Origin of the sequence: Frankia sp. AgKG'84/4, from assembly GCF_023242965.2 — a bacterium.
Classification (GTDB): domain Bacteria; phylum Actinomycetota; class Actinomycetes; order Frankiales; family Frankiaceae; genus Frankia.
On record NZ_JALKFU020001188.1, the window covers coordinates 1 to 2,635 of the forward strand.

The following is a 2,635-nucleotide window of genomic DNA, read 5'->3' on the forward strand; positions in this document are numbered from 1 at the left end:
GGCGTCGGCGAACTCGCCGAGCCGGGTCAACGCGCCGGGCGTCGCTACGAGCAGGTCGTCGAGCGCCGGCGCGGTGACGGGCAGGTCGGACCTGGACCGGTCGGCGTCCTGGGTCGGCCGGGCCACCTCGGCGTGCCCGGAGCGCACCCGTTCGTGGGCGCGGTCCGCGCGGCTGCGGTGGGCGGTGGCCTCGGTCAGCAGCCGCTCGGCCTCCCGGCCCGCGGCGAGCTCCTCGTCCTTGCTCACCTGATGGGCCCGCACTTCGGCGGGATCAGGATGGTCGAGGGACCCGCACACCGGGCACGGCGTGCCCTGCTCGAGCAACGCCGCGAGTTCCGCGGTGATCGCGTCGAACCGGTCGCGGCGAAGCCGCTCCGCGTGCTCACGGGCGCCGCGGGCGAGCTCGTCCGCCGTGTCCGCCGCGGCCCGCGCGGTGGCGTGCTCGGCGGCGGCGCCGGTCAGTTCGCGCGCCCGGCGGGCCTGCTCGGTGAGTTGGGACAGGTCCGCGCCGGCCGTGCGTCCCGCGGCCACTCGGGCGTCGGCGTCGGCGCGCGCGGCCGGTAGCTCGACGGTCAGCCGGTGCGTGAGTGCGACGACGTCACGCTGATGGTCGGCCCCGCTGTCGTCCTGGGCCTGGGCGTCGGCGTCCTCCCGTTCGGCGTCGGCGAGAAGTTCCGCGAGCCGTTCCAACCGTCCGCTCTCGCGGTGCGATCGACCCAGCGCCGCGGTGAGCCACCGGATCTCGGCCGGGCCGTCGCGGTCGCCGTCCTCGCCGGTCGGCCCGGCGCCCTCGGCGGCCTCATGATCATCCACCGATGTTTCGTCACCGTCCGGACCATCCGTGGACCTTGGCGCGGCGGCCGGCACCAGCCCGGCCGGATGGCTGTCCAGGCGGACCTGGGCGGCTCTGGCCAGCTCTCGCTCGCGCAGGGCGGTGTCGGTGAGTTCACGCAGGTCGGCGAGCGCGGGCAGCACCAGCGCCGCACGGCGGGCCGCCTCGGCCTGGCCCGCGAGGAGATCCGTGACCGAGCGGGCGGCGTCCAGCTCGTCGCGCCGTGCCGCGAGGTCCCGGCGCCGTTGGATGCGGCGTCCGCGATCGACGGTGCGTCTCAGCGTCTCCTCCGCCGCGTCGAGGTCCGTCCGCGCCGTGTCGAGCGCTGTGGCCGCCGTCCGCGCAGCGGCCGCGGCGGCGCTGGCGAGGTCGGCGGCCCACTCGGGTGACGCGGGCCGGGTCGCACCGCCCTCTGGCGCCGGGACGGCGGCGACCTGGGCGATGCGCGCGGCCACCCTGTCGAGCACGGCGGTCGCCTCGGCGAGTTCATCGCGGCTGATCTTTGCCCGGTCGCGCAGCCACTGCTCGGCGAACTCGAAGCGGCTGACCCGGAACAGCCGCTTGAGCAGCTTCTCCCGCTCGTCGTGGCCGGCGTGCAGGAAGTCCGCGAAGCGTCCCTGCGGCAGCATCACGACCTGGAAGAACTGCTCGTCGGACATGCCGAGGAGCTCGCCGATCTCGTGGCCGACGTCCTGCGGCCTGCTGGCGAGGGTCTCCCAGCCGCCGGCTCCCTCGCGCGCACCGGCCTCGCCGGTGCGCCGGCGCAGGGTCGCGGTGGGGTTCGCGCGGGTTGATCCACCGCCGCGCCCGAGCCGGTCCCAGGCGGGGGAGCGGGTGATCCGGTAGCGGTCCGAACCGGCCGTGAACTCCAGGGTCACCGACGGCGGCGCGTCCGCCGCTGCGTGATGCGAGCGCAGGTCGGGGCCACCGTCGATCTTGCCCCGCAGGCCGGGGACCTTCCCGAACAGGGCGAATCCGAGCGCGTCGAGCAGCGTCGTCTTGCCGCCGCCGGTCTCCCCGCACAGCAGGAGCAGCCCGCCGCCGCCGAGCTGGTCGAAGTCGACGTCGATCCGTCCGGGGAAGGCGCCGAACGCCTGCAGGGTCAGCCGGTGCGGGCGCATCAGGCCGCGTCCTCGGCCAGCCGGGCCGCTTCGAGCGCGTCGGCGAGCAGTGTGCGCTCGCGGCCCGACGGCGCGTCGCGGACGTGGCCGACGAACGCGGTGGCGATCTCCAGGTCGGTGCGGCCCCGGGTCCGCTCGCCGAACGAGCGGGTCTGCGCGGTGCCCGGCGGCGGCTCGTGGGACAGGCGCAGTGCGTGCGGGAACCGGCGGCGCAGCGTCGTCATCGCGTCGAGTGGGCGAACCGGATCGGTGAGTACGGCGGCGACGAAATCGCCCTCGTGCTGGCTGTACGCCGACGAGGTGAGCAGGTCGGCGAGGGTGCCGCGGAGCACCGCCAGGCGTCGCTCGGCGGGCACCGGGATGCCGCGCACGCCCACCAGGCCGTCGCGGTCGAGCTCGGCGAGCAGGGTCTGCTTGGAGTCGGCCGCCTCGGAGAAGGAGAAGGCCAGCGGCGAGCCGCTGTAGCGCACCGTGGGAGTGATCGACTGCGGGCGGTGCAGGTGGCCCAGCGCCGTGTAGGCGATACCGTCGAACAGGCTGGCCGGCACGTTGCCCACGCCGCCAACGGAGATGTCGCGCTCGCTGTCGCTGGCCGCACCGCCGGTGACCCAGGCGTGGGCGAGCACGACGGCCCGTCCTCCCGGCCGGCGGGCGAGGTCGGCGCGCACCGCCCGCATCGCCC

General features: G+C 75.9%; 2 protein-coding genes. Both read right to left on the bottom strand.

Annotation, left to right across the window (positions count from 1 at the left end; all coding sequences use genetic code 11):
* The coding region (locus MXD58_RS28535; RefSeq protein WP_250611267.1) for an AAA family ATPase at window positions 1-1,953 on the bottom strand (1,953 nt) is incomplete at its 3' end.
* On the bottom strand, window positions 1,953-2,635 hold a 683-nt coding region (locus MXD58_RS28540), incomplete at its 5' end, for an exonuclease SbcCD subunit D (RefSeq protein WP_250611269.1). The genes MXD58_RS28540 and MXD58_RS28535, both read right to left, overlap by 1 nt.